Origin of the sequence: Ottowia sp., from assembly GCF_047601385.1 — a bacterium.
In the GTDB taxonomy this organism is placed as follows: Bacteria; Pseudomonadota; Gammaproteobacteria; order Burkholderiales; family Burkholderiaceae_C; genus Ottowia.
Window position 1 is genome coordinate 3,151,362 of record NZ_JASGJP010000001.1, and the last position, 21,408, is coordinate 3,172,769.

Consider the following 21,408-nt stretch of genomic DNA (forward strand, 5'->3'; position numbering starts at 1 on the left):
ATCAGGAGCGCAACCCCAATGCCCGCCCAGACTTCCATGCTGCATGTCCGTATCGACGACAGCATCAAGACCCAGGCCGCGCAAGCTCTCGATGCGATGGGCTTGTCGATGGCCGAAGCCGTGCGCCTGTTTCTGCACCGGGTGGTGGCCGAACAGGCTTTTCCGCTCGAACTCAAGGTGCCCAACGCCCGCACCCGTGCGGCGATGGCCGAATCCCGCGCCATGATGGCCCGGGCGCCTCGCTTCAACTCCGCGCAAGACATGTTCGATGACCTTGAACAAGCCGGCGAGTAGCAAGCGCGCCAGCCTGCCTCGAAGCCACGACTACACCCGCGAATTCCGCAAGGACTGGCAGCGCCTGACGCATTCAGGCCGCTACGACATGAAGCGGCTCAAAGAGGCCGTGCTGCTGCTGATCGCGGGCGATGCGCCGCTGGGCGCCGAGTGGCTGGATCATCCATTGAAAGGCGCCTGGAGCGACCACCGCGAGTGCCACATCGGCGGCGACTTTCTGCTGATTTATCAGCTTGACGGGGTGCGTCTGAACTTCGTGCGCGCTGGAACGCACGCAGACCTCTTTGACGAATAGTCCTGGTGGATCGGTCTTCTGGGTTGCCGATCAGCCGCACGGTATTTACGCCATTTTTGACTAGAATGTATGCCAAGTGGCTGAAATCTTGGTTTTCAGCCCGACTGGAGACCCCATGACCACTACCCACGCCATGCCACCCGCCCTTTCCGCCGCGACCTTGCTGGGCGGCCCGGGGGTATTGCCCACGCTGCCGCGCGGCCTGATGGACTGGATACCGCTGGTGCGGCAGGGGTTGCCTTCCGCATCGGTCGATGCCCTGGTGCGCACGACGCGCATCACGCAGGCCGAGCTGGCCCATGCGCTGGCCATTCCCGAGCGCACGCTGGCCCGGCGCAAGCGCGAAGGGGCCCTGTCGCCGGAGGAGTCCGCCAAGCTGGTGCGTTTTGCCCGCGTGGTCGAGCGGGCCGAAACCGTGTTCGAGGACGCCGGCGCCGCGCTGTCCTGGCTGCAAGACACCAATGCGGCGCTGGGCGGGGTGACGCCCATGTCCTTGTTGGACACCGAGATGGGCGCCGACAGCGTGATGGACACCTTGGGCCGCATCGAGCACGGCGTGTTTACTTGACCACCCCCGTGTCTCCACGCGCTGCGCGCTGTTGCGCCTCCCCCCTCCAGGGGGCGCGCCCGCTGGCCGGGGGAACCCCGGCCAGGAGCGCACTGGCCTGGCCTGCTCCGCGGCCATTCGGCTCTTTCGGTTCCACGCGCTGCGGGCGGCGCCAAGGGTTGTCGCACTGACGTGACGCACGCAGTCGCACGCACCGTCTGGCGCATCACCACCGCACGCTTTGCCGCCAGCGCCTTCAGTGGCGAAGGCGCCGGGCTGCACGGCGGGCGCTGGAACCCCAAGGGCTGGGAGGTGGTGTACACGGCGCAGTCGCAGTCACTGGCGCTGCTGGAACTGATGGTGCAGGACGATCGGCTGCGGGCCCACTACGTGCTGATCCCGGCCCAACTGCCCGCCGGTCTGCCCGCGACGCGCATCGAGGCCGCGCAATTGCCCGCCGGCTGGCGCACCATCGGCGAGCGCGGCGCGCTGCAAGCGCTGGGGCTTGCGTGGCTGCAAGAGGGCAGGACGGCGGTGCTCGACGTGCCCAGCGCGGTGGTGCCTGCGGAGCGCAACTTTCTGCTCAATCCACGCCACCCGGACTTCGCGCGGATCGCCATCGGCGAGGCTCAAAGCCTGCACACCGATACCCGGCTGCTGCGCAATCTGGGGGCTTGATGAGCGGGTGGGGTTTTTAGGGCCAAATCGGCCTCCAGCGCTTGCTGGACGGGCGCTGGCAGCTATCGTTTCAATATCAAATTTCGAGGTTGTCGATCAGCCGCGTGCCGCCCAGCCGCGCCGCGCCCAGCACCACCAGCGCGCCCGCGCCGTCGCCGGCCTGGGGCGGCAGCAGGTCGGCGCGGCGGCGCACGGTCAGGTAGTCGGGCTGCCAGCCGCGCGCGGCCAATGCTGCCTGCGCGGCGGCTTCCAGCGCCGGCCCTTGCGCCGGCAGGGCGTGCGCGGCGGCCAGCGCGTCGCGGCCCAGGGCGCGCAGCGCCAGGCTGAGGTGCAGCGCCTCGGCGCGCTCCGCTTCGCTCAGGTAGCGGTTGCGCGAGGACAGGGCCAGGCCGTCCTCGGCGCGCTGGGTCTCGCCGGCCACGATGTCGATCGGCAGCGCGAACTGCCGCACCAGGCCGCGCACCACCATCAGCTGCTGGTAGTCCTTCTTGCCGAACATCGCCGTGCCGTGCGGCTTGCCGGCGAACACGGCCATGAAGAGCTTCATCACCACCGTGCACACGCCGGTGAAGAAGCCGGGGCGGAAGCTGCCTTCCAGCAGATCGGCCAGGGCCGGGTCGGGCGCGACCTTGTATACCTGCGGCTCGGGGTACAGGTCGGCCTCGCGCGGGGCGAACAGCACGTCGCAGCCGGCCTGTTCCAGCGCGGCGCGGTCGGCCTCGAAGGTGCGCGGGTAGCTGTCGAAGTCTTCGTGCGGCAAAAACTGCAGGCGGTTGACGAAGATGCTGGCCACCGACACGTCGCCCAGCGGCCGGCCCTGCGCCAGCAGCGCCAGGTGGCCGGCGTGCAGGTTGCCCATGGTGGGCACGAAGACCGGGCGCTCGGCGTGGCGCAGCACGTGGCGCAGTTCGGCGAGGGTGTGGACGATGTGCATGGGGCTACCAGGCGTGCAAAGTGTTGTCTGGAAAGCTACCGTTCTTGACGGCCGCCACGTAGGCTTCGATGGCGCCGCGCACGCTGCCGGCGTCCTGCATGAAGTCGCGCACGAACTTCGGGTTCCTGCCCAGGTTGATGCCCAGCATGTCGTGCATCACCAGCACCTGGCCGGCGGTACCGCTGCCGGCGCCGATGCCGATGGTGGCGCAATGCGCCAGCTCGGCGGTGAGCGCGGCGGCCAGCGGCGCGGGCACCATCTCCAGCACCAGCATGGCGGCGCCGGCGTCCTGCAATTCGAGCGCGTGGCGGCGCAGCGTGGCGGCGGCCTGCTCGTCCTTGCCCTGCACGCGGTAGCCGCCCAGGGCGTGCACGGTCTGCGGCGTCAGGCCCAGGTGGGCGCACACGGGGATGCCGCGCTCGACCAGGAAGCGCACCGTGGGCGCCGTCCAGCCGCCGCCTTCGAGCTTGACCATGTGCGCGCCGGCCTGCATCAGCGCGGCGGCCGAGCGCAGCGCCTGCTCGGGCGATTCGTGGTAGCTGGCGAACGGCAGGTCGGCGATCAGCCAGGCCGTGCCCTGCACGCGTTGCAGCCCGCGCGCCACGCTTTCGGTGTGGTAGCGCATGGCCTCCAGCGTGACGCCGACGGTGGAGGGCAGGCCCTGGCACACCATGCCGAGCGAGTCGCCCACCAGCAGGCATTCGACCCCGGCGGCGTCGGCCACGGCGGCGAAGGTGGCGTCGTAGGCCGTGAGCATGGTGATCTTCTCGCCCGCCGCGCGCAGCTGCGCCAGCCGCGGCAGGCTGATGGGCTTGCGCGGCGGCATGGGCGACGCGGTGGGCAGCGTGCCGTAGGGCGAGGCCGGGTGGGCGGGGGCGGGCGGGTTCATGGCGCGCCAGTGTAGTGTGCTGTCCCGCAAATACCTGCACATGAAATCGCGTCTTCACGCCCAGGGCGGCGTTGCAAATCCTCGCGATACCACTCGGTATCGCTGCGGTTTGCGCCTTGCCCTGAGCGCGAATCCATCGATTTCATTTTGTGCAGTTATTTACGGGACAGCACACCAGCCGCAGTGCGGCGCCAAGGGCGGCGCTCAGCTGGACGGGGTGAACGCCAGCCGCACGTAGATGGGCGCGAAAGCCTCGGCCTGGGTGATCTCGACCAAGGTTTCCTTGGCCAGCTCCAGCAGCGCGATCAGGGTGACGACCAGCACGGGCACGCCGCGCGCGGGGTCGAACAGGTCCTCGAACGGGGCGAAGCGGCGGCCCTGCAACTTCTTCAGCACGATGGACATGTGCTCGCGCACGCTCAGCTCCTCGCGGCTGATCTTGTGGTGCTGCACCAGCCTGGCGCGCCCCAGGATGTCGGCCCAGGCGGACTGCAAATCGGCCAGCTCGACGTCCGGGAAGCGCGGCTTGAGCGCCTGCTCGATGGTGACCTGCGCCTTCAGGAAGTCGCGCCCGAACTGCGGCGCCTCGGCCAGGCGCGAGGCGGCCAGCTTCATCTGCTCGTATTCGAGCAGGCGGCGCACCAGCTCGGCGCGCGGGTCTTCGGGTTCCTGGCCCTCGGCCGTCTTGCGCGGCGGCAGCAGCATGCGCGACTTGATCTCGATCAGCATCGCCGCCATCAGCAGGTACTCGGCCGCCAGTTCCAGGTTGCGGCTGCGGATCTCGTCCACGTAGCTCAGGTACTGCCGCGTGACGGCGGCCATGGGGATGTCGAGGATGTTGAAGTTCTGCTTGCGGATCAGGTAGAGCAGCAGGTCCAGCGGGCCCTCGAAGGCTTCGAGGAACACCTCCAGCGCGTCGGGCGGGATGTAGAGGTCCTGCGGCAGCGCGAACAGCGGCTCGCCGTACAGGCGCGCCACGGCCACGTGGTCCACCACCTCGGGCAGTGGGGCCTGCGCCGGGCCGTCGGCCAGCAGCTGGTCAGGGTCGGCGACCGGCATGATTGCTATGAAAAGATGAGCTGCCGGCGCTTGCCTGGCGGGCGCTGGAGGCCGATTCGGCCATCAATCCTGGGTCGGCGCCGTCTGGTAGACGTAGGGCTTCTGCGGCACGCGGGCGGCGCGGAATTCGGCCTGCTGGTCGCGGTCGATCTGCCTGTCCCACAGCAGGCCGCGGCCCTGGCGCTGCTGCGCGTCCAGCTCGGGGCGCGTGTGCTTGAGCTCGTCGATGAACTGCGTCACTTCGGAGCGGTAGTGCGGGCGGCGGAAGATGTTGGCGAGGGACATAATCGTTGTGGATCGAAGACCGGCTGATCGGGCCATTTTAACGGGCGTCACCTGCATGAAGCACACCATTTTGAAGGCGGCGGGGCTTGCCGCCATTGCGCTGGCGCTGGCTGGCTGCGACCCGCAGGCCATCAAGGAACTGGAGGAGGGCGTTTCCACCGAGGCCGACGTGGTGGCGCGCTTCGGCCAGCCCGAGCGCGTGTGGCCCGAGGCCGGCGGCGCCAGGACCTACGAGTACAACCGCCAGCCCGAGGGCATGCGCAACTACATGATCACCATCGGCGCCGACGGCAGGATGAGCGCGCTGCGCCAGGTGCTGACGCCCGAGAACTTCCGCCGCGTTCAGCCCGGCATGGGCGTGGAGGACGTGCGCCGCATGCTGGGCAAGCCGGCCAAGCAGGTGCCGTATCAGCTGAAGAACGAAGTCGTCTGGACCTGGAAGTTCCTGGAGCCGCCGAGCGAGAAGAAGGCCTTCAGCGTGGTCTTCAGCCCGGACTACCGGGTGCTGCGCAGCGAGGTCGGGCCGGATCCGGATGGGCCGGATATGCGCGGCGGGGGTTGAGTCGCGTGAGCGACTCACCAGACCGAGCCGGTATGAGGAAACTGGTTGGCTGCATGGCCGTTCTGCTGGGTGTGGTGTCGATGCAGGCCGGGGCGAGGCAGGGCGAAGCGGTTCTTCTGCCGCAGATGCCACCGTCGTGGCAGCCGGGAACGCCTACGGTTTATTTCATGGCTGGCATCGGCGGTGAGCTGAACGTGGTGCGCGGCTGCGTCCGATTGATGAACGGCGCGGATGGCTTCACGGTGCTTTGGCACCGAGGCATCGAACTGGGGCGGGACGCGCGCGGGCGCTTCCTGCGCAACGTGCACACGGGCGCGGTTCAGCGCTTTGGCGAGCAGGTTGAGGTGGGCGGTGCGGGCCTGGACCCCGAGTACGTCGGGCGCGTGACGCCGGAAGTCAGCAGGCGCTGCGGGCCACCTTACTGGGCCGGATGGTTCTGAAGACGTGGGGCTGTGCGCGAGGTTTTGGCGGTTTTACGGCCTCAGCGCCCGCCAGTCCAGCGCAACCAGCTATGAAGTTTGAAGCGGTGCCGCAGCATCGTCGGCCGGCACCACCGCGCTGGCGATGGCCTGCGCCACGTCCGGCTGCACGTCCTCCGCCGACCGCTCGGTGAACTGCGCCAGCAGCCCGGTGCGTGCCGCGATGTCGCGCGGCTGGTTCATCAGCCCGGAGACGACCAGGCGCACGCCCTGCTTGCGGCAGGCGCGGACCAGGCTCTCCAGCGCCTCGGCGCCGGTGGAGTCGAGGTAGATCACGTTCTTCAGGTCCAGCACCAGCGTGTGCGGCGGCAGGTGGTCTTCCAGCGCTTCCACCAGCTTGGTGGCGCCGAAGAACAGCGCGCCGTACAGGCGCCACGCCTGCACGCGCTCCTCGTGGCCGGCGAGCAGGGGCTGCTCGGCGGCCGTCAGGCGCACGCCGCGCGACAGGCTGGAGATGCGGTAGATGAAGGTCACGCAGGCGGCGAAGATGCCGAACTGCACCGCCACCGTCAGGTCGAACACCACCGTCAGCAGGAACACCGCCACCAGCGTCACGCGGTAGGGCAGGCGGTAGCTCGGCAGGCGCGCGAACTCTCGCCACTCGCCCATGTTCCAGGCCACGAACATCAGGATGGCCGCCAGCGTGGCCAGCGGGATCGAGCCCGCCAGCGGCGCCGCCACCAGGATCACCGCCAGCAGCGCCAGCGCGTGCACCATGCCCGACACCGGGCTGCTGGCGCCGCTCTTGACGTTGGTCACCGTGCGGGCGATGGTGCCGGTGGCCGGCATGCCGCCGAAGAAGGGCGTCACGAAGTTGGCGATGCCCTGGGCCATCAGCTCCTGGTTGGGGTCATGCCGGTCATTGATCAGCCCGTCGGCCACGCGCGCGCACAGCAGCGACTCGATGGCGCCCAGCAGCGCCAGCGTGATGACGGGCATCAGCAGGAAGCGCGCCGATTCCCAGCTGAAGTCGGGCCACACGAAGGCCGGCAGCGCCGCCGGGATGCCGCCGAAGCGCGAGCCGATGGTCTCCACCGGCAGGCCGGCCACGCCCACCACGGCGGTGGCGGCGACCAGCGCCACGATGGAGCCCGGCACGCCGCCCAGCCAGCCCGCGAAACGCACCCGCCGCCCCAGCGCCGGCGCCCAGCGCTGCCAGCCGACGACGACGGCCAGCGAAGCCAGCGCCACGCCCAGCGCCCACGGGTTGAGCGTGTGCAGGTGGCCCCACAGCGCGCCCAGGATGCCGAAGAAGTCGCCCGGCATCTTCGGGATGGCGAGGCCCAGGAAGTCCTTCACCTGCGACAGCCCGATCAGCACCGCGATGCCGTTGGTGAAGCCGATGATGACCGACACCGGGATGAAGCGCACCAGCGTGCCCAGCTTGAGCAGCCCCATCAGGAACAGCAGCACGCCCGACAGCGCGGTGGCGATGATGAGGTTGCCCACGCCGTAGCGCAGGGCGATGTCGTAGACGATGACGATGAACGCGCCCGCCGGCCCGCCGATCTGCACCCGGCTGCCGCCCAGCGCCGAGATCAGGAAGCCGGCGATGATGGCGGTGAACAGGCCCGCCTCCGGCTTCAGGCCCGAGGCGATGGCGAAGGCCATGGCCAGCGGCAGCGCCACCACGGCCACCGTGACGCCGGCGGCCGCGTCCTTGCCGAAGCGCGCACTGTCGTAGCCTTTCAGCGCGTCGAGCAGGCGGGGGCGGAAGCGGGCGATGGGCAGGGGGAAGGCCATGACGCATCACATGGTAATGCGATGTGAGTTCGTTTTGTAGGGGCCGCTGCTGTTTGATGGGGCGTCGGGGGCCGGGAGCCGCGCCGCCGGGCGCACGTCCCGCCCTCCGGCGCCAAAGCGGCCACCGAGCACGGCCACGAAAGAATCAAGCCTCCACCAACACCTCCACCCGCCCCCGCAACGAATGCGGCAGCGCCTCGGTGATGGCCACGTCGAGCATCCGCCCCACCAGCCGCCCACCGTTCGGCCCCCCATCGAAGTTCACGATCCGGTTGCACGCCGTGCGCCCCATCAACTCCCGCGGGTTCTTGCGCGAAGGCCCTTCGACCAGGATGCGCTGCACCGTGCCCACGCGGCTGGCGCTGATGGCGCGCACGTTCTGCTCGATGGCGGCTTGCAGGTGTTGCAGGCGTTTCAGCTTCACCTCGTGCGGCGTGTCGTCGTGCAGGTTGGCCGCCGGCGTGCCGGGGCGCGGGCTGAAGATGAAGCTGAAACTGGCGTCGTAGCCCACGTCGTCGATCAGCTTCATCATCTTGCCGAAGTCTTCTTCCGTCTCGCCGGGGAAGCCGACGATGAAGTCGCTGGAGAGGCTGATGCCCGGGCGCACCGCGCGCAGGCGGCGGATGATGCTCTTGTATTCCATCGCCGTGTAGCCGCGCTTCATCGCCATCAGGATGCGGTCGCTGCCGTGCTGCACCGGCAGGTGCAGGTGGCTCACCAGCTGCGGCACCTTGCCGTAGACCTCGATCAGGCGCGGCGTGAACTCGTTGGGGTGGCTGGTGGTGTAGCGGATGCGCTCGATGCCGGGGATCTCGGCCACGTACTCGATCAGCAGGGCGAAGTCGGCGATTTCATCCGTGCCACCCATCGGCCCCCGGTAGGCGTTCACGTTCTGGCCCAGCAGCGTCACCTCCTTCACGCCCTGGTCGGCCAAGCCGGCGACCTCGGTCAGCACGTCGTCGAAGGGGCGGCTGAACTCCTCGCCGCGCGTGTAGGGCACCACGCAGTAGCTGCAATATTTGGAGCAGCCTTCCATGATCGAGACGAAGGCGCTGGCGCCTTCCACCCGCGCGGGCGGCAGGTGGTCGAACTTCTCGATCTCGGGGAAGCGGATGTCCACCTGCGGCGCGTTCCGCTTCTGCCGCTCGGCCAGCAGCTCGGGCAGGCGGTGCAGCGTCTGCGGGCCGAACACCACGTCCACGTAGGGCGCGCGGGCGATGATGGCCTCGCCTTCCTGGCTGGCCACGCAGCCGCCGACGCCGATCAGCACGCCTTTTTTCTTGAGGTGCTTCACGCGGCCGAGGTCGCTGAACACCTTCTCCTGCGCCTTCTCGCGCACCGAGCAGGTGTTGAACAGGATCAGGTCGGCGGCTTCAGGGTCGTCGGTGGGCTCGTAGCCTTCGGCGGCGCCCAGCACGTCGGCCATCCTGTCCGAGTCGTACTCGTTCATCTGGCAGCCGAAGGTCTTGATGAAAACTTTGCGGGACATGGCGTGTCTCCTCGAACGGTGGCGCGGCGGCCGCGAACATGCCGGCCGCGCGCGAAGCCGGAAGTCAGTTCAGGAAGGACGCCTTGGCGTCGACGGGCTCGGCGGGCCTCGGCATGCCCGGCACCGGCTTGAGCGGGATCGCCGCTTCCTGCGGCGAGAGGATCCACACGTCGCTTATCGTGCCGCGGGCGCTGCGCAGGTAGTTGACGACGGCGCTGCGGCCATTGACGATGCCGGGCATGACGATGGCGTTGCGCTCGTCGCGCACGCGCACGCTGTGCGGCAGGCGCTCGGGCTTGCCGTTGAGCAGCACGTCGGGCAGCGCGATGAAGGCCATCTGGCCGCGCTCGGTCTTCAGCGGGAACGCGCGCTCGGCCCGCGCTTGTGAAGAAAAAGGGCGCCAGCGCCCGCCAGCAGGGCGCTGGCAGCTATGAAAACAGTAGTCGATGCGATTTTCGAGCAGCGGTTCATGGTGTCTGTCCAGAGGCTGTGAAACCGTGGGAAAGGCCGTGATTCTACGCGGCGCATGGTGCGCGCGGCCGAGGCGCCGCACGCGGCATTCGTCGAAAACTTGACCTTCTGCAAACCTCTTGTTTCGGTGGGTGAATTGGCGGCGAGGCAAGATGGACCGCTTGTCTGTCCAAGGCCACAATCGTCCCCGCGGCCTTTGCCCTTTTCACGCTCCGGAAGTTGCACGCCATGAAACGAGACCCGCTGCCCGCCGGCCAGCACACCGCCCTGCCTGAACAGCCCATCAGCCGCGACGTGCTGGCCGAGAAATACTTCAAGGCCGGCGAGGCCACGCGCGACGCGCTCTATGCCCGCGTGGCGCGCGCGCTGGCCAGCGTCGAGAAGCCCGAGCTGCGCGCCGAGTGGGAGCAGCGCTTCCTCGCCAACCTGCACGCCGGCGCCATCGGCGCGGGCCGCATCATGAGCGCCGCCGGCACCGACATCCAGGCCACGCTCATCAACTGCTTCGTGCAGCCCGTGGGCGACGCCATCCAGGGCCGCGACGCCGACGGCTACCCCGGCATCTACGAGGCGCTGCGCGAGGCCGCCGAGACCATGCGCCGTGGCGGCGGCGTGGGCTACGACTTCAGCCGCATCCGCCCCAAGGGCGCCTACGTCAAGGGCACGCACAGCATGGCCAGCGGGCCGTGCAGCTACATGAACGTGTTCGACCAGAGCTGCTCCACGGTGGAGAGCGCGGGCAGCCGGCGTGGCGCGCAGATGGGCGTGCTGCGCATCGACCACCCCGACGTGCTGGAGTTCATCACCGCCAAGCGCACGCCGGGGCGCTGGAACAACTTCAACGTCTCGGTCGGCGTGTCCGACGCCTTCATGAAGGCCGTGGCCGTGGGCGCCGACTGGGAGCTGGTGCACCAGGCCGAGCCGGGCCCCAAGGTCATGGCGCAAGGCGCCTGCCGGCGTGACGATGGGCAGTGGGTGTACCGCAGGCTGCCCGCGCGCGAGCTGTGGGACACCATCATGAAGTCCACCTACGACTTCGCCGAACCCGGCATCCTGTTCCTCGACCAGATCGGGCGCGACAACAACCTGCACTACTGCGAGCGCATCGAGGCGACCAACCCGTGCGTCACCGCCGACACCTGGGTGATGACCGAGCAGGGCCCGGCCCAGGTGGCCGACATGGTGGGTCAGTCCTTCACCGCCATCGTCGATGGCGCCGCCTATCCGTTGCAGAGCCAAGGCTTCTTTCGCACCGGTCACAAGCCCGTGCTGCGCCTGACTACGCGCGAGGGCCACACGCTGCGGTTGACGGCCGACCATTTGGTGCGCCGGGTCACCCGCAAGACCCGCTACGTGCTGGAGACCGACTGGACGCCAGCAGGCGACCTGCAGTCCGGCGACGAAATCCGCCTGCACCAGCACCGGCCGCTTCAGGGCTGGGACGGCGCGGGCACCGAGGCCGAGGGTTACCTGCTCGGCCTGTTGATCGGTGACGGCGTGCTGAAGGAAGACAAGGCCGTCATCTCGGTCTGGGCGCCCGAATTGCGCCAGATGGTCCATGGTGCGCCGGTGTACGCCGCCAGCGGTGCTGACGGCATCATCGCCGCCGCCGAAGCCGCCGCGCGCACGCTGCCGCATCGGGCCGACTTCCACGGCTTCCAGCGCGCCGTGGCGGGGCGCGGCGAGCGGCACATGAGCAGCGCCGCACTCGGCCGGCTGGCGCGACGCCACGGCCTGCGGCCGGGCCACAAGACACTCACGCCCGGCATGGAGCAGACCTCCTCGGCTTTCCACATCGGTGCGCTGCGTGGCCTGTTCGACACCGACGGTTCGGTGCAGGGCACGCAGGACAAGGGCGTCAGTGTGCGCTTGGCGCAGAGCGATCTGGCCCTGCTGCAGGCCGCGCAGCGCATGCTGCTGCGCCTGGGCATCGCCTCCACCATCTATCCAGACCGCCGCCCGGCGGGCGTGCGCGCGCTGCCGGACGGGCAGGGCGGCATGTCGAACTACGCCACCGCCGCGCAGCACGAACTGGTCGTCAGCGGCGACAGCCTGGCCTGGTTCGCCGAGCGCATTGGCTTCGCCGACACGCAGAAGAAGGAGCGCCTGGCGCAGGCCCTGTCAGCCTACCGGCGTGAACTGAACCGCGAGCGCTTCATCGCCACCGTTGCTGCCGTCACGCCTGACGGCAGCGAGGACGTATACGACGTCACCGTCGCCGACGTGCACGCCTTCGACGCCAACGGCCTGGTGGTGCACAACTGCGGCGAGCAGCCGCTTCCGCCCTACGGCTGCTGTGACCTCGGCCCCATCATCCTGACGAACTTCGTGCGCCACCCGTTCGGCGTCGGCGGCGAGCCGGCGTTCGACTTCGCGGCCTTCGAGCAGGTGGTGGCCACGCAGGTGCGCGCGCTCGACAACGTGCTCGACGTCACCTTCTGGCCGCTGGCGCAGCAGCGCGCCGAGAGCGCCAGCAAGCGCCGCATCGGCGTCGGCTTCACGGGCCTGGGCAACACGCTGACGCTGCTCAGGCTGCGCTACGACCGCGCCGAAGGCCGCGCCATGGCCGCCGACATCGCGCGCCGCATGCGCGACGCGGCCTACCGCGCGTCGGTCGAACTCGCCAAGGAGAAGGGCGCCTTCCCCAAGTTCGACGCCGAGGGCTACCTGGCCGAGGGCACCTTCGCCAGCCGCCTGCCGGATGACCTCCAGGCCGCCATCCGCCGGCACGGCATCCGCAACAGCCACCTGCTGTCGATCGCGCCCACGGGCACCGTCAGCCTGGCCTTCGCCGACAACGCCAGCAACGGCATCGAGCCCGCCTTCAGCTGGGGCTACACGCGCAACAAGCGCGAGGCCGACGGCGGCAAGAGCAGCTACACGGTGGAAGACCACGCCTTCCGCCTGTACCGCGCGCTGGTCGATGCCGGCGCCACCACCACCGGCGCGCTGCCCGACTACTTCGTCAACGCCCTGCAGATGAGCGCGCAGGACCACGTGGCCATGATGCAGGCGGTGCAGCCCTTCGTGGACACCAGCATCAGCAAGACCGTCAACGTGCCCGAGGACTATCCCTACGACGACTTCAAGGACCTGTACCGCCAGGCCTGGGCCGCCGGCCTGAAGGGCCTGGCCACCTACCGGCCCAACAGCATCCTGGGCGCGGTGCTGGAGGTGGCGCCGCCCAAGCCCGCCGAGGCGCCCGCCGCGCCGCCGCCGGCCATCGACCCCATGCGCACCGTGATCGAGAAGCGCCCGCCCGGCGGCCTGCCCGCCGTGGCCGAGAAGATCGAGTACTGGACCAGCGAGGGCCAGCAGCGCCTGTACCTGATCGTCACCTTCCTGCCCGTGCCCACGGCCGACGGCAAGGGCACGGTGGAGCGCGCCATCGAGTTCTTCATGCCGGTGGGGCAGAGCGGCGAGTCGCAGCAGTGGATCACCGCCACCATGCGCATGCTCAGCCTCGCCGCGCGCGGCGGTTTCCTGGACCGCGCGCTGTCCGACATGCGCAAGGTCACCTGGGACCGCGGCCCGGTGCGCCTGGGCACCTGCGAGAAGGCCGACGGCACGCACGTGCCGCGCTGGCACGACAGCGAGGTGGCCGCCATCGGCTACGCCATCGAGAACCTGATCGCCCAGCGCGCGCAGGCGGCGCAGGGCTCCTTGTGGGGCGAGGGTGAACTGCCTGCCGTGCAACCCGCCGTCGCGCCCGCCGCGCTGGTGCCCGCCGGCGTCATGGCCGGCAAGAAGTGCGGCGAGTGCGGCGCCCACGCCATGATCCGCAAGGACGGCTGCGACTACTGCACGCAGTGCGGGTTCGTCGGCAGCTGTGGGTGAAGGCATGCGCGGCAGAGCGCCTCTTGCCTCGCTGATGGCCGCCGCCGTGGCGCTGGCGGGCTGCGGCGGGGGCGGCGGAGCGGCGCAGCCGGCGCAGGACACGCCTGCCGCCTGGTTCGACCAGGGCGGCATCCAGGCTTTCGGGCCGGCGCGCACGGTGGTGCTGGGCTTCGACGGCATGTCTTCGTATATCCGCCAGGACGACCGCGCGCATTCGCGCCCGGGTGTGTTCGGCGCCGACCTGAGCTACATCGGCGACGGCGGCGCGCCGCCGGCCGGGCAGGCAACCCAGTGGCTGCGGTTCACCCTGCGTGGCGACGGCTACTTCGCCACGCAGGGCCAGCACCTGCCGATCGCCCTGAACTTCGCCCAGTACCCGGATCCGCGCAGCACGCGGCGCTCGCCGGCGGGCGTCGAGGGCAGGATGATTTTTATCGGCGGCGACGAGCTGGGCGCCTGGGATTGCCCGAGCCGCTCGTCGGCCAACATCTATTTCGAGACCCGGCTGTCGGGCCGCGCCGACGCGGCCGACGTGCTGGCCGTCAAGTGCGCCCAGGACGCGCCCGGGCTGCGCGACGGCGTGGCGTACCGCATCGAGGTCAGCGCCGGCCCCCGGCGCATCGCCTACACCGTCGCCGACGAGGCGGGACGTGTGCTGGCCGAGGGCGCGACGGACGACGGCGACTATCCGCCGCTGGATTGGAACCAGCCCTTCCTGCGGCAGTTGACGGCCGAGGACTCCGATTTCCCCGCGCGCCTGGCGGCCCTGGCGCACAACCGCGAATTCGCCGTGCTCGCCGCCTTCACCACGCGCGACGCCGGGCCTTGGTCGCTCACCCTGGCCGACATCGCTTCCGGCTGGAAGTGATGGCCCCCGGCCCTCGAAGGGCGGCGCGCGCGCAGGGCTCGGAAGCCGTTTGCTCCTGAAAGAGTAGCTGTTAGCGATTGCCTGGCGGGCGCTGGAGGCCGATTATTCATTCAACGCTGGTCGCGCGGCTTGCATGAGCGTGCATGCCGGCCTGGCGCACTTCTCGCGCCAGTGCCGGGCCAGCGCCGGCTATTCGCCGCGCCAGTGCGCGCATTTCTTCCGCCGCGCCGCAGCGCTCATGACGACCGCACCCGGGGGGGGCTGAGAAGCTGTGAGCGAACCCGCCACGCCCGCTCATGGCGCACAGACGCACACCCTCGGCGCTGCAAATGCTCGCCATGGACCGAGCCATGGCTGTGCTTTGCGCCTTGATGGCGCGCGCCTGCTCGGACGCGGCGAATCCATTCACGGCTTCTGAGTTTCCCGGCGCGGGCGGCCGATTTCTTGTCCCGCGTCATCGCCCGGGCCCTGCGATCCGGCGTACAAACGCCGGCATGACCGCGCCGCCCGTGCCCGCCAAGCCCCTCCGTCCTCCGCTGACGATCCAGCCGGCCGCGCCGCCGGCGCGCGCGCCCAGGCCGCCGCCCGTCGCCGGCCCCTGGCGCCTGCGCACGCTGATGGCGGCGCCGCACCGCCTGGGCTTCTGCCTCGCCATGCTGGTGATGGTGGCGGCCAGCGCCTGGTGGCTGCTGGCGCAGGCCGAGCGCGCGCTCGGCTGGCCGGCACTGGCCTACGCGGTGCCGCCCTCCGTCACGCACGCGACCGTGATGGTGTTCGGCTTCATGCCGCTGTTCTTCTCGGGCTTCCTGTTCACCGCCGGCCCCAAGTGGCTGCACGTCGCGCCGTACGGCACGCCCCGACTGCTGCCCCCGCTGGCCTTGCAGGCGGCCGGCTGGCTGCTGTGGCTGGCCGGCGCGCACCTGAGCCTGGGGCTGGCGCTGGCCGGGCTGGCGCTGGCCTGCGCCGGGCTGGCCTGGATGTATGGGCTGTTCTGGCGTCTGATCGCCGCCAGCACGCAGGCCGACCGGGTGCACGCGCTGGCGGCCGGCGTCGGCGGCATCGTCGGCACGCTGTGCCTGGCGGGCAGCGGCGCCGCGCTGCCGGCGGGGCAGCCGGCGCTGGCCCTGGCGCTGGTGCGCGCGGGGCTGTGGGGCTGCGTGGTCGTCACCTTCGTGGCGGTGGCGCACCGCATGATCCCGTTCTTCACGGCCAGCGCGCTGCCCAGGGTGGCGGCCTGGCGCCCGTTCTGGGTGCTGTGGCTGATGCTGGGCGTGGCCGCGTTCGAGGTGCTGGCGGTGTGGGTGGACCACGCGGCGCCGTCCGCCGACGCCTGGCCGGGCTGGACGGTGGCGGTGATCGTGGTGGAGGCGGCCGGCGGCGGCGCGCTGCTGTGGCTGGCGCTGGTCTGGGGCCTGGCGCGGAGCCTGAAGATCCGCCTGCTGGCGATGCTGCACGTCGGCTTCACCTGGCTGGGCCTCTCGCTGCTCTACAGCGCGGCCTCGCAGGCGCTGTGGCTGGCGACGGGGCAGGCCCTGCTGGGGCTGGGCGCGCTGCACGCGCTCAGCATGGGGTTCCTGGGCTCGCTGATGGTGGCGATGGTCACGCGCGTGTCCTGCGGCCACAGCGGCCGCGCGCTGGTGGCCGACGATCTGGTGTGGGCGCTGTTCTGGCTGTTGCAGGTGACCGTCGGTGTGCGGCTGCTGGCGGCGGTGCAGGGCATGCCGGCCTGGCTGACGGCGCTGGCCGCGCTGCTGTGGCTGGCCGTGGTCGGCGCCTGGGCGCTGCGCTGCGGCAACTGGTACGGCCGGCCGCGCGTGGACGGCCAGCCGGGCTGACGCGCCCGGCCTGAGCCGGCGTCAGTCCGCGTCCGCCAGGCGCCCGATTTGCAGCCACGCCACCGAGGGGTGCGGCCCGGGCACGGCCAGCGGCAGCACGTCGTGCGCCAGGCGCAGGCCGCGCGCGGCGTTGGCCAGCCACACCACGGCGTTGCCGCTGGCGCGGTGGGCCAGCACGAAGGCGCGGAACCCCGGGCAGTGGCCCCAATGGAAGAAGCAGCCCTGCGCGGGCTCCAGCCCCCAGCCCAGGCCCCAGGCGATGGTGGTGGAGGGCGGGCGCTCGCCCGGCAGGTCTTGCGGGTCGCCGTCGGCGCGCGCCGGCACGGCTGGCGCCAGCCAGCGCGCGTGCACGTCCGGGGCCAGGCCGTAGCCTTGCAGCGTGGCGCGCACGAAGCGGATGTAGTCGCCGGCCGTCGTCAGCAGCGACCACGAGGCCTGCGCGCGGCCCAGGCGGCGCTGGGGCGCGGGCTCGCCGTGCCATTCGCGGCCTCGCGCGTGGTTGTCGTCGAAGCGCTCGTGCCAGGTCAGGCTGGACCGCTGCATGCGCAGGGGCTGGAACACCCGCTCGCGCGCGAGCTGCTGCAACGGCCGGCCGCTCGCCTGCTCCATGGCGCGCTGCAGCCAGCCGAAGGCGCTGCTGCCGTAGCTGAAGCGCTCGCCGGGCTCGAAACAGGTCCTGAACGGGGTCTGCGGCCCCACCACGTTGGGCAGGCCGCTGGTGTGCGTGAGCACGTGGCGGCCGGTGATGCGCCGTGCGCGCGGGTCATCCGGCACGTAGGCGCCGCACAGTTCGTGCAGCGGTGTATCCAGGTCCAGCCGGCCTTCCTGCGCCAGTTGCAGCGCGATGAAGGCCACCAGCGGCTTGGTCAGCGACGCGGCCTCGAAGACCGTGCCCTCGTCCACGCGCCGCCGGTCGTGCGCGCCGCGTTCGCCGACGGCGTGCGCCTCGCCCAGCGCGCCCGCGCGCAACGTGGCGAGCGAGATGCCCTGTAGCCGGCCCGAGCGGGTCGCGGCGTGCAGCGCTTGTTCCAATGGCGTCATGATGGCGTGGGCCCGGTCGATCGATGGGCTTGATTCTTGCAACATCCGAGCGTGTCGCATGAAGATATTATTTTGATAGCTGCCAGCGCTTGCCAGTCAAGCGTTGGAGCCACTTTTCATTCATAAACCATGAACGCTGCCACATCTTCCGCCCCGCGCGCCGCCCTGGTGCTGTTCTCCGGCGGGCAGGACTCCACCACCTGCCTGGCGGATGCGCTCACCCGCTTCGAGCGGGTCGAGACCGTCGGCTTCGACTACGGCCAGCGCCACCGCGTGGAGCTGGCGCAGCGCAGCGTGGTGCTGCGGGCGCTGCGCGCGCGCTTTCCGGCCTGGCGCGCGCGGCTGGGCGACGACCACGTGCTGGACGCCGGCGTGATCGGCCAGGTCAGCGCGTGCGCGCTGACGCGCGACGTGGCCTTCGGCATGGAGGCCAGCGGTCTGCCCAACACCTTCGTGCCGGGGCGCAACCTGCTGTTCCTGGTGCTGGCCGGCGCGCTGGCCTACCGGCGCGGGCTGGGCGTCATCGTCGCCGGCGTGTGCGAGACGGACTACTCCGGCTACCCCGACTGCCGCGACGACGCCATGAAGGCCATGCAGGTCGCGCTCTCGCTCGGCATGGACCGGCGCGTGGTGGTCGACACGCCGCTGATGTGGATCGACAAGGCCGCCACCTGGCGGCTGGCGCACGACCTGGGCCAGCGCGCCGACCCGGCCGGCGGCGGCGACGCGCTGGTGGAGCTGATCGCCGAGCACACGCACACCTGCTACGAGGGCGACCGCGCGCAGCGCCACCCCTGGGGCTACGGCTGCGGCCGGTGCGCCGCGTGCCGGCTGCGCGCCGCCGGCTGGGCGCGCTGGCGGGGCTGAACTGGCGCTGCCGGCCGGCCGGCAGCGCGGCCGGCAAGGGCGCTCCAGCCTGGGCATCGAGCGGCCCAACCCCGGCATGGATTTCCTGCGCGTGCGCCCTGCGCACCGGTTCTGACGGTTCCGGGCCAACCTGCTAGATTCATCCGATGCCCGCGAGCGAATCCATGCTGCCCACCATCTCCTGGCCCTACACGCAGGTTCTGCTGCGGCTGGGGCTGGGGCTGGCGCTGGGCCTGCTGATCGGGCTGGAGCGCGAGCGCCGCGGCAAGGAGGCGGGCTTGCGCACCTTCGCCTTCATCGCCATGCTGGGCACCATCGGCGGCGCCCTGGGCGGCCACTACGGGCTGGCCACGCTGGCGCTGGTGGGGCTGCTGGTGATCACGCTCAACGTGTCGTCGCTGCGCGCCGGCCAGGGCACCGAGCTGACCACCTCCGCCGCCATGATGGTGACCGCCATGGCCGGCATCCTGTGCGGGCTGGGCCACACCATCGCGCCGGCGGCGGTGATGGTGATCGCCACCGCGCTGCTGGCCTGGAAGGAGCGCCTGGCCGGCTTCTCGGCCGACCTGTCGGAGGGCGAGGTGCGCTCGGCCATCCTGCTGGCGGTGCTGGCCATCGTGATCTACCCGGCGCTGCCGTCCGGCCCGGTCGACCCGTGGGGCCTGGTGGAGCCGCGCGCCGCCTGGGTGACGGTGATCCTGATCGCCGGCATCGGCTTTTTCAACTACGTGCTGTGGAAGCTCTACGGCGCGCGCGGCACCGAGCTGTCGGGCTTCTTCGGCGGCCTGATCAACAGCAGCTTCACCGTGATCGAGCTGGTGCAGCGCGTGCGCGATGTCGGCGGCGCCCTGGCCACCACCGCCTACCGCGGCATCCTGCTGGCCACCGGCGCCATGGTGATGCGCAACGCCACGCTGCTGCTGCTGCTGGCGCCGGCGGCCCTGGTCGGCGGCCTGCCGGCCTTCGCGCTGATGGTGGCCGCGCTGGTCGGGCTGGTGGCCTACGAGCGGCCTTGGGCCGACGCCGGCAAGGACGAGGCCGCCCCCGAGATCCGGCTCGGCTCGCCGTTCTCGCTGGGCCAGACGCTCAAGTACGGCGCCGTCTTCCTGGCGCTGCACGTGCTGGGCGGGCTGATGCAGCGGCAGTTCGGCGACGCGGGCTTCTACGTCGTCAGCGTGCTGGGCGGCGTGGTGTCCAGCGCCAGCGCGGTGGCCGCCGCCGGCGCGCTGGCCGAGCAGGGCAGCATCGCGCCCACCACGGCGGGCGCCGGCGCGGTGCTGGCCACCTTCACCAGCATCGCCTTCAACCCGCTGTTCGCCCTGCGCAGCGGCGACCGGGTGCTGGTGCGGCGCGTGGGCCTGGCGATGCTGGCGGTGGCGGCGGCCGGGCTGCTGGGGCTGCTGCTGGCGCACTTCGCGGCGGAGTGGCTGACCGACCTCGCCCATCTGTGGCCGATACACGGCTGACTTACAGACTTTACCGGGCGGACGTGGCGCCCGTGGCGGCGCGCTGCTCGGCCTCGCGCTGGCGGCGCTGCTGGCGTTCGGCGCGGCGGCGCTCGGCGACGGCGCGGATCTCGTCCTGCGTCAGGTAGCCGTCGCCGTTCAGGTCGGCCTTGGCGAAGTCCTCGGCCAGCGAGGGCCGCAGCGCGAAGGCCATGCGTGCTTCCTTGCGCGAGAGGCGGCCGTCGTGGTCGGTATCGAACAGGTTGAACCACTCGACGGCCTGCTGCTCGCGCCCGGCGCGCGTCTTGGCGGGGGCGGGCAGCTGGGCCTCAGACACGCCGGGCGGCAGGGTCTGCGCCAGCGCGCCGCCCAGGGGCAGCGCCAGCAGCAGGGCGAGGGGGAGCGATCGGGCCAAAGTCATGTCCGCTTGGAGCGCGCCGGCGGGCGCGAGGTTTCCTGCGCTGGCGCGATGTTTGTAACGCCGGCCGCGACGTGGCCGGCCGGCACATGCCGCGCCGCGTGCTCGATGTGGCCGGTCTGGTCGTCGAAGAAGAAGTCGGGCTGGAACTCGCGCAGGAATTCGCCCTTGGGCAGGCCGCCCAGGAACAGGGCCTCGTCCACTGTCACGCCCCAGTGCATCAGGGTGCGGATGGGGCGCTCGTTGGCCGGCGCGCTGCGCGCGGTGACCAGCGCGGTGCGGATGCGCATGCGCTCGCCGCCGGCCTGCTGCAAGCGGTGCAGCGCGGTCAGGAAGGGCTGGAACGGCCCGGGCGGCAGGGGCAGATCGGCCTTCTCCACCTCGTGGCTCTGGAAGGCGTCCAGCCCGCCGCTCTGGAACACGCGCTCGGCCTCGTCGGAGAACAGCACGGCGTCGCCGTCGAAGGCGATGCGCACCTCGCGCGGGTGGGCGTCGCTGGCGCGCGCGGCCTGCGTGGCCACCTGCGCGGCCGGGTGGCCCAGCGCCAGCGCCTGGGCCACGTCGGCGCCGTTGGCCGACAGGAACAGGTGCGCGCCCAGCGGCTTCAGGTAATGGAACGGGTCGCGCCCCTGCGTGAACACGCCGCGCTGGATCTGCGACAGGCCGTGCGCCTGCGCCGAGCGGAACACGCGCATGCCGCTCACCGGGTCGTTGCGCGAGAGCATGACCACTTCCACGCGCTTGGCGCCGCCGTCGTTGAAGGCCAGCAGCTTGCGCACCAGCGAGAACGCCACGCCGGGCGGCGCGGGGGTGTCGATGCGTTCGAGCTGCAGCCGCATATAAGCCTGCGGATCGCCGGCGTCGAACAGGCGGTTCTCTTCCTCGAAGTCGAACAGGGCGCGCGAGGAGATGGCGACGACGAGTTGGTCTTGCAGGGTGGTGGACATATCAAATTGATAGCTGGCGGCGCTTGTGTGGCGGGCGCTGGAGGCTGATTTGTCTTTTAATTATTTTGCTGATGCTGGATGTGCTGCTGGCCGGGATGTGCGCCCGGCGGCGCACCTACTTTCTTTGCTTCGCCAAAGAAAGTAGGCAAAGAAAGGCGACCCCAAGTCTGCGACCCCTTCGCTGCGCTGCGGGGCAGACCTGCGTCGCGGGGCTTGCGGGGTGCGCCGCAGAACTCACTGCGCGCCTGCGGCGCTCCGTTCAGACAACCGCGGCGAGTCAGTCCACGAAGCGCGTGCATGCTGCGCTGCACGCGCCACCCCGCAAGCCCCGCGCCGCAGGCGCAGCCACAGGGGGTTTGAAGTCCACACGGGCCATCGCTGCGCTCGGCCCACGAGGCGCGGGCGCTGCGCGCCGCGTGTGCGAG

The 21,408-nt window shown here is 70.8% G+C and carries 21 protein-coding genes; 11 read left to right on the forward strand and 10 right to left on the reverse strand.

All coding sequences use genetic code 11. From position 1 onward, the window contains the following. Nucleotides 1-18: 18 nt before the first annotated feature. The 4 genes from QM772_RS15300 (at nt 19) to QM772_RS15315 (ending at nt 1,814) form a co-directional block, all read left to right on the forward strand. Complete coding sequence (locus tag QM772_RS15300) at nt 19-294, forward strand: type II toxin-antitoxin system RelB/DinJ family antitoxin (RefSeq protein ID WP_415137938.1); 276 nt, start codon at nt 19-21, stop codon at nt 292-294. Next, a complete protein-coding gene (locus QM772_RS15305) occupies nt 269-589 on the forward strand; it encodes a type II toxin-antitoxin system YafQ family toxin (RefSeq protein WP_415137940.1) in 321 nt (106 codons plus the stop codon). Before QM772_RS15300 ends, QM772_RS15305 begins: the two co-directional genes overlap by 26 nt. Before the next feature lie 115 nt (nt 590-704). Then, the gene (locus QM772_RS15310) at nt 705-1,157 is read left to right on the forward strand and encodes an antitoxin Xre-like helix-turn-helix domain-containing protein (protein WP_415137942.1); all 453 of its coding nucleotides are present in this window, start codon (nt 705-707) and stop codon (nt 1,155-1,157) included. Nucleotides 1,158-1,328: 171 nt separating this feature from the next. Then, a complete protein-coding gene (locus QM772_RS15315; RefSeq protein ID WP_415137944.1) occupies nt 1,329-1,814 on the forward strand; it encodes an RES family NAD+ phosphorylase in 486 nt (161 codons plus the stop codon). A gap of 76 nt (nt 1,815-1,890) precedes the next feature. Here the strand turns inward: QM772_RS15315 and panC are convergent, their stop codons facing one another. From panC to QM772_RS15335, 4 genes are all read right to left on the reverse strand, one after another. Then, nucleotides 1,891-2,748 carry a pantoate--beta-alanine ligase gene (gene panC / locus QM772_RS15320; protein ID WP_415137946.1) on the reverse strand — a complete coding sequence of 286 codons (858 nt, stop codon included), beginning with the start codon at nt 2,746-2,748 and terminating at the stop codon, nt 1,891-1,893. 4 nt (nt 2,749-2,752) lie between these two features. Next, the gene (gene panB / locus QM772_RS15325; RefSeq protein ID WP_415137948.1) at nt 2,753-3,637 is read right to left on the reverse strand and encodes a 3-methyl-2-oxobutanoate hydroxymethyltransferase; all 885 of its coding nucleotides are present in this window, start codon (nt 3,635-3,637) and stop codon (nt 2,753-2,755) included. 204 nt (nt 3,638-3,841) lie between these two features. Next, nucleotides 3,842-4,696 carry a segregation and condensation protein A gene (locus QM772_RS15330; RefSeq protein WP_415137950.1) on the reverse strand — a complete coding sequence of 285 codons (855 nt, stop codon included), beginning with the start codon at nt 4,694-4,696 and terminating at the stop codon, nt 3,842-3,844. Nucleotides 4,697-4,759: 63 nt separating this feature from the next. Further along, nucleotides 4,760-4,981, reverse strand: a complete 222-nt coding sequence (locus tag QM772_RS15335) for a DUF3460 family protein (protein ID WP_415137952.1) — start codon at nt 4,979-4,981, stop codon at nt 4,760-4,762. 55 nt (nt 4,982-5,036) lie between these two features. On the opposite strand from QM772_RS15335, the gene QM772_RS15340 reads away from it, so the two are divergent. Both QM772_RS15340 and QM772_RS15345 read left to right on the forward strand, forming a co-directional pair. Next, complete coding sequence (locus QM772_RS15340) at nt 5,037-5,543, forward strand: outer membrane protein assembly factor BamE (RefSeq protein WP_415137954.1); 507 nt, start codon at nt 5,037-5,039, stop codon at nt 5,541-5,543. Between the two features lie 53 nt (nt 5,544-5,596). Continuing rightward, nucleotides 5,597-5,983: a hypothetical protein gene (locus tag QM772_RS15345; protein WP_415137956.1), complete on the forward strand. Its 387-nt coding sequence runs from the start codon at nt 5,597-5,599 to the stop codon at nt 5,981-5,983. A 69-nt stretch (nt 5,984-6,052) separates the two neighbouring features. Here the strand turns inward: QM772_RS15345 and QM772_RS15350 are convergent, their stop codons facing one another. The 3 genes from QM772_RS15350 to QM772_RS15360 all read right to left on the reverse strand — a co-directional run bounded on the left by QM772_RS15350 (nt 6,053) and on the right by QM772_RS15360 (nt 9,591). Then, nucleotides 6,053-7,765: a SulP family inorganic anion transporter gene (locus QM772_RS15350; RefSeq protein WP_415137958.1), complete on the reverse strand. Its 1,713-nt coding sequence runs from the start codon at nt 7,763-7,765 to the stop codon at nt 6,053-6,055. A gap of 145 nt (nt 7,766-7,910) precedes the next feature. After that, nucleotides 7,911-9,254, reverse strand: coding sequence for a tRNA (N6-isopentenyl adenosine(37)-C2)-methylthiotransferase MiaB (gene miaB / locus QM772_RS15355; protein ID WP_415137960.1), 1,344 nt, complete (start codon nt 9,252-9,254; stop codon nt 7,911-7,913). Between the two features lie 64 nt (nt 9,255-9,318). Beyond that, nucleotides 9,319-9,591 carry a hypothetical protein gene (locus QM772_RS15360; RefSeq protein WP_415137962.1) on the reverse strand — a complete coding sequence of 91 codons (273 nt, stop codon included), beginning with the start codon at nt 9,589-9,591 and terminating at the stop codon, nt 9,319-9,321. Between the two features lie 362 nt (nt 9,592-9,953). On the opposite strand from QM772_RS15360, the gene QM772_RS15365 reads away from it, so the two are divergent. The 3 genes from QM772_RS15365 to QM772_RS15375 all read left to right on the forward strand — a co-directional run bounded on the left by QM772_RS15365 (nt 9,954) and on the right by QM772_RS15375 (nt 16,265). Continuing rightward, nucleotides 9,954-13,562, forward strand: a complete 3,609-nt coding sequence (locus QM772_RS15365) for an LAGLIDADG family homing endonuclease (RefSeq protein ID WP_415137964.1) — start codon at nt 9,954-9,956, stop codon at nt 13,560-13,562. 4 nt (nt 13,563-13,566) lie between these two features. After that, on the forward strand, nt 13,567-14,430 hold the full coding sequence (locus QM772_RS15370; protein WP_415137966.1) for a hypothetical protein: 864 nt from the start codon (nt 13,567-13,569) through the stop codon (nt 14,428-14,430). Between the two features lie 494 nt (nt 14,431-14,924). After that, nucleotides 14,925-16,265, forward strand: coding sequence for an NnrS family protein (locus tag QM772_RS15375; protein WP_415137968.1), 1,341 nt, complete (start codon nt 14,925-14,927; stop codon nt 16,263-16,265). Between the two features lie 21 nt (nt 16,266-16,286). Here the strand turns inward: QM772_RS15375 and QM772_RS15380 are convergent, their stop codons facing one another. Beyond that, nucleotides 16,287-17,306, reverse strand: a complete 1,020-nt coding sequence (locus QM772_RS15380) for a serine hydrolase domain-containing protein (RefSeq protein WP_415137970.1) — start codon at nt 17,304-17,306, stop codon at nt 16,287-16,289. 129 nt (nt 17,307-17,435) lie between these two features. On the opposite strand from QM772_RS15380, the gene queC reads away from it, so the two are divergent. Both queC and QM772_RS15390 read left to right on the forward strand, forming a co-directional pair. After that, nucleotides 17,436-18,173, forward strand: coding sequence for a 7-cyano-7-deazaguanine synthase QueC (gene queC, locus QM772_RS15385; RefSeq protein WP_415137972.1), 738 nt, complete (start codon nt 17,436-17,438; stop codon nt 18,171-18,173). 146 nt (nt 18,174-18,319) lie between these two features. After that, on the forward strand, nt 18,320-19,639 hold the full coding sequence (locus QM772_RS15390; protein ID WP_415137974.1) for an MgtC/SapB family protein: 1,320 nt from the start codon (nt 18,320-18,322) through the stop codon (nt 19,637-19,639). 10 nt (nt 19,640-19,649) lie between these two features. On the opposite strand, the gene QM772_RS15395 is transcribed toward QM772_RS15390, so the two are convergent. Together QM772_RS15395 and QM772_RS15400 are read right to left on the reverse strand one after the other, a co-directional pair. Further along, the gene (locus QM772_RS15395; RefSeq protein WP_415137976.1) at nt 19,650-20,033 is read right to left on the reverse strand and encodes a hypothetical protein; all 384 of its coding nucleotides are present in this window, start codon (nt 20,031-20,033) and stop codon (nt 19,650-19,652) included. A gap of 2 nt (nt 20,034-20,035) precedes the next feature. Further along, entirely contained in the window at nt 20,036-20,983 is a 948-nt protein-coding gene (locus QM772_RS15400; RefSeq protein ID WP_415137978.1) for a 5'-nucleotidase, read from the reverse strand. Nucleotides 20,984-21,408: the final 425 nt, after the last annotated feature.

Excerpts from the sequence above, each read along its gene's own strand:
- QM772_RS15370 (WP_415137966.1), top strand. The coding sequence starts at position 13,567 with ATGCGCGGCAGAGCGCCTCTTGCCTCGCTGATGGCCGCCGCCGTGGCG.
- QM772_RS15330 (WP_415137950.1), bottom strand. The coding sequence starts at position 4,696 with ATGCCGGTCGCCGACCCTGACCAGCTGCTGGCCGACGGCCCGGCGCAG.
- panB (WP_415137948.1), bottom strand. The coding sequence starts at position 3,637 with ATGAACCCGCCCGCCCCCGCCCACCCGGCCTCGCCCTACGGCACGCTG.
- miaB (WP_415137960.1), bottom strand. The coding sequence starts at position 9,254 with ATGTCCCGCAAAGTTTTCATCAAGACCTTCGGCTGCCAGATGAACGAG.
- QM772_RS15375 (WP_415137968.1), top strand. The coding sequence starts at position 14,925 with ATGACCGCGCCGCCCGTGCCCGCCAAGCCCCTCCGTCCTCCGCTGACG.
- QM772_RS15400 (WP_415137978.1), bottom strand. The coding sequence starts at position 20,983 with ATGTCCACCACCCTGCAAGACCAACTCGTCGTCGCCATCTCCTCGCGC.
- QM772_RS15345 (WP_415137956.1), top strand. The coding sequence starts at position 5,597 with ATGGCCGTTCTGCTGGGTGTGGTGTCGATGCAGGCCGGGGCGAGGCAG.
- QM772_RS15350 (WP_415137958.1), bottom strand. The coding sequence starts at position 7,765 with ATGGCCTTCCCCCTGCCCATCGCCCGCTTCCGCCCCCGCCTGCTCGAC.
- QM772_RS15360 (WP_415137962.1), bottom strand. The coding sequence starts at position 9,591 with ATGGCCTTCATCGCGCTGCCCGACGTGCTGCTCAACGGCAAGCCCGAG.
- QM772_RS15380 (WP_415137970.1), bottom strand. The coding sequence starts at position 17,306 with ATGACGCCATTGGAACAAGCGCTGCACGCCGCGACCCGCTCGGGCCGG.
- QM772_RS15335 (WP_415137952.1), bottom strand. The coding sequence starts at position 4,981 with ATGTCCCTCGCCAACATCTTCCGCCGCCCGCACTACCGCTCCGAAGTG.
- QM772_RS15300 (WP_415137938.1), top strand. The coding sequence starts at position 19 with ATGCCCGCCCAGACTTCCATGCTGCATGTCCGTATCGACGACAGCATC.
- queC (WP_415137972.1), top strand. The coding sequence starts at position 17,436 with ATGAACGCTGCCACATCTTCCGCCCCGCGCGCCGCCCTGGTGCTGTTC.
- QM772_RS15305 (WP_415137940.1), top strand. The coding sequence starts at position 269 with ATGACCTTGAACAAGCCGGCGAGTAGCAAGCGCGCCAGCCTGCCTCGA.
- QM772_RS15390 (WP_415137974.1), top strand. The coding sequence starts at position 18,320 with ATGCCCGCGAGCGAATCCATGCTGCCCACCATCTCCTGGCCCTACACG.
- QM772_RS15310 (WP_415137942.1), top strand. The coding sequence starts at position 705 with ATGACCACTACCCACGCCATGCCACCCGCCCTTTCCGCCGCGACCTTG.
- QM772_RS15340 (WP_415137954.1), top strand. The coding sequence starts at position 5,037 with ATGAAGCACACCATTTTGAAGGCGGCGGGGCTTGCCGCCATTGCGCTG.
- QM772_RS15365 (WP_415137964.1), top strand. The coding sequence starts at position 9,954 with ATGAAACGAGACCCGCTGCCCGCCGGCCAGCACACCGCCCTGCCTGAA.
- panC (WP_415137946.1), bottom strand. The coding sequence starts at position 2,748 with ATGCACATCGTCCACACCCTCGCCGAACTGCGCCACGTGCTGCGCCAC.